At 59.2% G+C, this 6,819-nt stretch carries 7 protein-coding genes and 2 pseudogenes; 5 read left to right on the forward strand and 4 right to left on the reverse strand.

The annotated features are described in order from the left end of the window. Positions 1–312 precede the first annotated feature (312 nt). Positions 313–1,346, reverse strand: a pseudogene (locus M3A49_RS41660) (IS630 family transposase). Between the two features lie 331 nt (positions 1,347–1,677). Here M3A49_RS41660 and M3A49_RS41665 point away from each other — a divergent pair. Then, positions 1,678–2,013, forward strand: coding sequence for a hypothetical protein (locus tag M3A49_RS41665; protein WP_266233926.1), 336 nt, complete (start codon positions 1,678–1,680; stop codon positions 2,011–2,013). Further along, a complete protein-coding gene (locus M3A49_RS41670; protein ID WP_266233927.1) occupies positions 1,986–2,564 on the forward strand; it encodes a DUF6036 family nucleotidyltransferase in 579 nt (192 codons plus the stop codon). Before M3A49_RS41665 ends, M3A49_RS41670 begins: the two co-directional genes overlap by 28 nt. Positions 2,565–2,935: 371 nt before the next feature. Here M3A49_RS41670 and M3A49_RS41675 read toward each other — a convergent pair whose 3' ends face one another. Beyond that, positions 2,936–3,253 carry a hypothetical protein gene (locus M3A49_RS41675; protein ID WP_266233928.1) on the reverse strand — a complete coding sequence of 106 codons (318 nt, stop codon included), beginning with the start codon at positions 3,251–3,253 and terminating at the stop codon, positions 2,936–2,938. 303 nt (positions 3,254–3,556) lie between these two features. Here M3A49_RS41675 and M3A49_RS41680 point away from each other — a divergent pair, with 303 nt between their 5' ends. Both M3A49_RS41680 and M3A49_RS41685 read left to right on the forward strand, forming a co-directional pair. Further along, a complete protein-coding gene (locus M3A49_RS41680; RefSeq protein WP_266233929.1) occupies positions 3,557–4,030 on the forward strand; it encodes a hypothetical protein in 474 nt (157 codons plus the stop codon). 11 nt (positions 4,031–4,041) lie between these two features. Then, positions 4,042–4,365: a hypothetical protein gene (locus tag M3A49_RS41685; RefSeq protein ID WP_266233930.1), complete on the forward strand. Its 324-nt coding sequence runs from the start codon at positions 4,042–4,044 to the stop codon at positions 4,363–4,365. Between the two features lie 245 nt (positions 4,366–4,610). Here M3A49_RS41685 and M3A49_RS41690 read toward each other — a convergent pair whose 3' ends face one another. Both M3A49_RS41690 and panD read right to left on the reverse strand, forming a co-directional pair. Further along, complete coding sequence (locus M3A49_RS41690; RefSeq protein WP_266233931.1) at positions 4,611–5,693, reverse strand: IS630 family transposase; 1,083 nt, start codon at positions 5,691–5,693, stop codon at positions 4,611–4,613. Positions 5,694–6,005: 312 nt separating this feature from the next. Continuing rightward, positions 6,006–6,392 carry an aspartate 1-decarboxylase gene (gene panD, locus M3A49_RS41695; protein ID WP_266233932.1) on the reverse strand — a complete coding sequence of 129 codons (387 nt, stop codon included), beginning with the start codon at positions 6,390–6,392 and terminating at the stop codon, positions 6,006–6,008. A gap of 196 nt (positions 6,393–6,588) precedes the next feature. Between panD and M3A49_RS41700 the strand changes: the two are divergent. Then, a pseudogene (locus tag M3A49_RS41700) lies at positions 6,589–6,819 on the forward strand (IS6 family transposase); the annotation flags it as partial.

A 6,819-nucleotide genomic window follows, 5' to 3' on the forward strand; every position in this document is an offset into this window, starting at 1 on the left:
AGCAACCGGCTGCATACCTTTTGGTTTGGGCCCATTAGCCGCTTCGGCCCATCATCCGTTACGAGGTTTATCGACGATTCACATTCGTTGCGCATGCGGAAATTGCCTAGCCTCGACGCCGCATTACGGCTCGCAGCGTCACCACATATCGTCGCCGAGCGTGGTGTCTTTCGACGAGTACATTGTCCTTGGAGCTTCAGACCCGGCAGTTACCCGCCGCGCCTGTCCAAGTAGGCAACTGCTGGCCGTACAGCAGGTCACGGCAACACGGTATTTTGTGAAGCGTGACAAGACAGAGACGAGCTTTACCGCCTACTGCATGCCGCTTGACGCGCGGCTGACGGCGACACGTGTCGCACTGTGCTCGCGGATATAGCGCATCAGCTTGCGCTCCAAATCCTTTACTGTGGTGAAGATGCCTCGCGCGATCACGTCGCGCTGAATGCGCGAGAACCAGTTCTCGACCTGATTCAGCCAGGAGGTATAGGTCGGCGTGTAATGCAACCGCACGTTTCGGTGTTGCCGCTGGAACTCTTGCACGCGCGGGGTCTTGTGGCTGCTGACGTTGTCGCAGATCACATGGATCTCTTGTTTGGGCCGCTGGCTGGCGATAACGTCGGTGAGGAAGGCCACGAACTGCTCGCTGGTATGGCGCGGCGCCGTCCTGCCGATGACTTCCCCGGTTGTCGTGTTGAGCGCGGCGAACAGGCTCAGCGTGCCGTTGCGCTTGTATTCGAAGCCGTGGCTCTCGGCGCGCCCGGGCGACAGCGGCAGCATCCGGTCTTTACGGTCCAGAGCCTGAATTGCCGTCTTCTCGTCTACGCAGAACACCACCGCGTGTGCGGGCGGGTTCAGATACAGACCGATCACGTCTGCCGCCTTGGTCTCGAAGTCAGGATCATTTGGACCATGTGCGTATCGAGCCGATGGGGGCGTACGCCGTGCTTGCGCCAGATGCGCTGGACCGTGGAAGCGCCCACATCGCCCAAAGCCGCGGCAAGCTTATAGCTGCTCCAATGCGTCGAGCCGTCCGGGGGCCGCTGCTTGAGCGTGAGATTCAGAACCCGCGCCTCCAGCTTTTCAGGCGGATGCACCGGAACTCGTCCCGGATGGCGCGCGTACAGGCCTGCCAGCCGCTCGGCCAGAAACCGGCTCGACCAACGGCTAATGAAGCGGGAGTCACAGCGCAGCCGCTGCATGATCGCCTCACGTGTTTCGCCGTCGTCAAGCATCAGGATCAACCGGGCACGCCGCGTGTCAGCTGCGCGCACCGTTTGGCTACGAGCCGCCGACAGCAATTGTTTGCGCTCAAGCGCCGTCAAGTTCATCTTTTCCATGTGTTTCATTGAATACCAGTTCAGGTGCTTTTTCAATGACGCAATGGACTAGCAGGTCGGCCGGACTGCCGTTCTGGCTGTTGGGTAATGTCTGCTTCAAATAGTCCCAACGCGCAACCGGCCACGTCAGCAGGACGCGCGCACGCGTCACGGTGGCGTCGTTGCCGCGTCATCGCGGCGTCAGCGACGCGTCAAATGCGCCGCCCGACGCGATGCCGCGGACTCCAGGCGTCGGGCGCTCGCGCAGCAGTTGCGTGGGAGCGGCGGCAACCGGTCGTGACAGGGCCAGCAAGATGCCTTACGATCGGCATAAGGCCCTGTGCAATCCGGGAGATTCTAGATGGAAGTTGTGTCGAGCTCGCACGAACGGCTTGACCGGCGCAGCCTGGCGATGCATCGCCTGATCGCCGACAAGATCCGCGCCGAGCCGAAACTGTTCGAAATCGCGTCTCAGAACATTGAGCGCTGGTCGCGCATGCCCGGACGCAACGGCCCGCTGCTCGTGGCCTGGTCGAGGTTGCTGGAGCAGGGGATCCCAGCCGCCCTAGCCGTGGCGACCGAGGACAGCGAGCGCGCCAGGGAGCTGCGGCAATCCACCCCCTTCGCAGGCGTACTCTCTCCACAGGAACGCTGGAGTTTTCTCAGGCAATGGAACGCGACCAACTCGAACATGTGATCCGCGCCGCGTCGGCCATCACGCAGGAAACCGAATTCGTGATTGTCGGCAGCCAGTCGATTCTCGGCGCATTTCCTGATGCGCCCGAGTCTCTGCTGCAATCGAACGAACTCGACATCTACCCGCGCGTGAACTGGGAAACGCTGTCGGACCTGATCGACGGCTCGATCGGCGAGGGGTCGCCCTTCAACGAGGCCTTCGGCTACTACGCGCAGGGCGTTGATCCCCGCACCGCGGTGTTGCCGGTAGGCTGGGAAGGTCGCTTGACCCAGGTGGCGACGCCCGCCACCGGCGGCGGCGTCGGCTACTGCATCGACGTGCACGACCTCGCACTGTCGAAGTACGTGGCAGACCGGCCCAAGGACCGCACCTTCAACCAGGAACTGATCCGCCACCGCATGGTGGATCTGGTCAAGCTCAGGAAGCGCGTGGACCTGTTGCCGGTCGAGGACGACCGCAAGACCCTGATCCGCTCGGCGATCGACCGGGACGAAAAGGCGGCAGCCGAGGCGTCACCGGCCCCCGCCGCGCGCGCGCGCTTCAAACCCTGACGCAGGCCGCTCGGCCAGGCCAGCATCCCCGACGGCCATCATTGCTGGATCCGCAGTGTTCAACGATAAAGGTTCGAAGGCCGGTTGGTGCCGTCCACTAGGAACTCCACTTTCTCGTTTGCAACCCGGCTCTGCGAATACATCCACTACGAATCGATGAGCCGTTGCCCCGGATTCGTCTACGAATCTGACATTGCGGTCCCGGAGCTCGGGAGGCAGATGAAGCTTTGTGCCCTGGTGTCGAGGTCGATCACTGGAGCCGTCGTTGACGGCGAGTGAACAAAAATAAGGGAGACCTGGAGCCTCCCTTGTACTGGTTTGTTCGCTGACACCGATCGCCATCGCTATCACCGTGTCAGGCCCGGCGAGTGTCAGTCATCGGCATCGTCGTCCGAATGCATGACGACATCATCTTCTTCCGGCTCGGGCTGGGCCTGCATCTCCGCAAGCTGCGTTCGCATGCGCTGGTCAGCGGCGATCTGGCGATCTGCACGAGCATGCGTATACGGCCTTGCGCTCATGCTCTCGAGCACGCCAGGCTGTGCTGCGGCCTCGAGCATCGGCGATGGGGCGTTGATGCCTTCCTTGGCGAGAGCGAAAGACGCGACTTCAGGGTGCATACCTGCTCGCACCATGCGTACGCCGACGCGAAGGTTGTGCAACAGGTTGTTGTTGTGGAACTGGGACATGGGATCTCCAACATGCCGTAGCAAAAAGGGGGCCGGTTGAGAGGCCCGAACCGGAGTGTTGACCTGCGGCTGCAGATTGCCTGCCGAAATGGAATTTGCTTCTGAACGCTCCTCTTTCAAGTTGACTGCGTGATGTCTAAATATATATTAGACTATAGTAGTGACATCGTGACATCGAATTTTATATTTTTTTAACAAATGAATTCAGAATCGAAACCAAAGCCAATCCAGATCCGGTTACCCCAGGACCTGGAAGACTCGCTCCGGTATGTGGCCTACAGGACTCGGAGTACGCTCAATTCCGTGGTGATCGAATCCCTGAAAGAGCACCTGCCGGCGGTCACTCCAATGGACCTGGCCCTCGGCGATAGCGTGACCAGCCTATTCGTGAGATCCGCGGACGAAGTCAGGATGGAAGCGCATCAGCGCCTCGGGCGCTATCAGGAAGCTGTCCAGCGGCAACTCGACTTGGCGCTCCAGCTGGCGAGCCTGCTGAACGCCCAGGTGAGCCACGCCAGGAGCATGCAGGACGGGCTGCTGGAGGGGGGTGTCAGGCCCAAGGTGCCGGAGAACCAGGACGGGACGATGCCTGATGAGACCCGAACGGAACGAGGCATCGCTCCCGAGTTCTTCAGCTACCTCGCGGCTTCGAATCTGCTCAAGAGCGAAATGGCTGCCCGCAGATGCCGCAAGGAAATGGCTCGACAGCAATACGACGCCGTCGGGCAATGGGAGAACGTCAAGGATCTGCTTCGACAACTGGACCAACCGGGTTAAATCGGGAGCCGGTGAAGGTGCGCGCGGCGCGCCCGGACATCCGCGTGTTGGTCTACGACCACGATTTCACCGACGACCTGGCCTGGTTTCGGTTCGCCTTCAAGTGGACCGACACGGCAACCGGCCCGGCGTGCAGCCGCGTCGGCCTGCAGCTGTATCGGCTCGAAGCCGCCAAACTCGCCGAGACATGGGTCAGCTTGATGCCGCTGGGCCGGATGAGCCGCAGGTTAACTGGACAACCCGAAAGCCGCCACCGCATAAATCGGTTGCCCGCCTGGAAAGACCGCAATCCAGAGGACTCCACTCGCGTGAGCGGCGCGGGTCGCTCACGCTGACGCCGTTGAGCAAACGTGCACGCTATTTGATAAGGAATACGTACTAAACTTCGCTAATTGTTTTTATGTCAAATTATGGTGGCTGATTAAACCGATAGCCGTCGTCGCCCGTTGGTTTGCACAATTTTATTCCCGCTTTTTGCATGATTTTGTTCTCAGCCCTTGGGCGAACAAAAACGACGGTTGCGCAGCAGGAACAAAATTGTGCAAACCAACGGCTCCGTGCCGAAAATCGTCTATTAGCACTAGTGTTCTGTCCCAGAAATAACTTTGCATAGCCGAGCCACTTTCTGGAGAATTGAATCGGCGGTCGCGGTCCATACGAACGGCCGGCCGTGTTGGTTGTACTGCTCGATATATCGCTCGATGCTGGTGATGAGTTGACGCACGTTCTTGAACGACCCTCGCCGGATCGTCTGCTGTGTAATCAGGCCAAACCAGCGTTCAACCTGATTCAGCCAGCTTGAGTAAGTCGGCGTGAAGTGCATGTGGTAGCGCGTATGCCTGGCCAGCCACGCCCTGACCTTGGGATGCTTGTGTGTCGCATAGTTGTCGACGATCAGATGCACATCGAGATCGGCAGGCACCGTCTGATCCACATGCCTGAGAAACGCCAGGAATTCCTGATGTCGGTGGCGCGGCTTACATTGCGCAATAACTTCACCCGTCGCCGTATTGAGCGCGGCGAACAGAGTGGTAGTGCCGTGCCGGACGTAATCATGCGTCACTCCCTCGAGATAGCCCAACCCCATCGGCAACATCGGCTGCGTACGCTCCAGCGCCTGGCACTGGCTCTTCTCGTCGACGCACAGCACCAGGGCATTGGTCGGCGGACTCAGGTACAGCCCGACGATATTGCGCACCTTCTCCACGAAGTAGGGATCATTAGACAGCTTGAAGCTTTTTGACCGATGAGGCTGTACGCCGAACAGCGACAGATATCGGGCCACCGAACTCTTCGAGATCCCTGTCTGCGCAGCAGCGGAGCGCACGCTCCAGTGCGTTGCCCCGTCCGGCTTCTCATGCAGTATCCTCGCAAGCAATTCCGCTACTGCTTCATCATCATGCGTGCGAGGCCGGCCTGGACGGGCTTCATCATGCAGACCGGCAAGTCCATGGGCAACAAAGCGCTTCTTCCAGTGCGTAATTGCGGGTGGTGTTACTTGGCACTGCGTCGCAATTTCTTGACTCGTATGACCGTCAGCGGCCATCAAGACAATCTTTGCCCGGCGCACGAGAGAGTGAGGCAGCGAACGCGAGCGGCTCATTGACAGCAATTGTTCTCGCTCCAGTTCCGACACGACAACCTCGATTCCTTTGCGTCCCATGATCGCCTCCAACTCATCGTGATTCGATCATAGACCAATCTGAATTTACGTAAAGTTATTTTTGGGACAGAACACTAGGCCGTTGGTTCGAATCAGCTCGGCACCCGCGCCGCAAGGCTCGCTGGGCTCAAATTGGCCACCGCATGCACCCACACGTCTCAAGCGATTCGCGACGCACAGCCAGTTCGCAAAGGCTCCAGTTGTCAAAATTCACGTTACCACAGGTCACGTGGCAGCGTGGAGACTACGGCATGACACGGCTCGCTGCGCCCTCCCCGGCAAGCGCAATTTCAAGTGATCAAATCAAGAATTTCAGGACCAACTCTGCGTCGGCACATGATCGCGACTACCCTTCATTTTGTTTTTCTCGTCGACGAATACCAGCTTGGGATGCCAACCCGCCGCACACTCCATCTCGTCGACCATCGCAAACGCTGCGATGATTACCAGGTCGCCGAGTTGTGCCCGCCTGGCGGCCGAGCCATTGAGCGAGATCATGCCGCTTCCTCGCTCGCCTTTGATGGCGTATGTGGAAAAACGCTCACCGTTGTTGATGTTCCAGACATCGATTCGTTCATTTTCGACAAGCCCCGCCGCGTCCAAAAGATCTTCATCAATAGCGCACGATCCTTCGTAGTGAAGTTCGCAGTGGGTGACAACGGCGCGGTGAATCTTTGACTTCAGCATATTGCGTTGCATGTGATGTTCCTCTGGCAACTATTGAACTATTCCGTGTCGGATCTGCCGCACTTTAGCGACCAATATCGAGGGAGGTGTCTCTTCAACCGCTTGCTTCCTGCAGTTCGATGAGCAGGTCCTTCGCGGCAAGGCTCTGGTGCAAATAGCGCGGGGGCGAATCGGTTAAGGTGTCGGGCTGAACTATTGAGAACCGACGATGAGCAAGCTGAAGAGCCTGGACGAACTGTTTGCAGGCCGTCACTTTGACCGCGATGTGATCATTCTGTGTGTTCGCGGGTACCTGCGCTACAAGCTTAGCTTGCGCGATCTGGTCGAAATGATGGCGGAACGGGGTCTGGCGCTGGCCCACACGACGATCCTGCGCTGGGTGCGGCGCTTTGCGCCGGAGTTCGTCAAACGGTGGAATCGCTTCGGCAGGCCCACCGGC

Source organism: Paraburkholderia sp. CNPSo 3076, from assembly GCF_026343935.1.
Taxonomy (GTDB): domain Bacteria; phylum Pseudomonadota; class Gammaproteobacteria; order Burkholderiales; family Burkholderiaceae; genus Paraburkholderia; species Paraburkholderia nodosa.

Bases quoted from the DNA above. Each gene is read 5' to 3' on its own strand.
- M3A49_RS41665 (WP_266233926.1), top strand. From the start codon at position 1,678: ATGGAAGTTGTGTCGAGCTCGCACGAACGGCTTGACCGGCGCAGCCTG.
- M3A49_RS41670 (WP_266233927.1), top strand. From the start codon at position 1,986: ATGGAACGCGACCAACTCGAACATGTGATCCGCGCCGCGTCGGCCATC.
- M3A49_RS41675 (WP_266233928.1), bottom strand. From the start codon at position 3,253: ATGTCCCAGTTCCACAACAACAACCTGTTGCACAACCTTCGCGTCGGC.
- M3A49_RS41690 (WP_266233931.1), bottom strand. From the start codon at position 5,693: ATGGGACGCAAAGGAATCGAGGTTGTCGTGTCGGAACTGGAGCGAGAA.
- panD (WP_266233932.1), bottom strand. From the start codon at position 6,392: ATGCAACGCAATATGCTGAAGTCAAAGATTCACCGCGCCGTTGTCACC.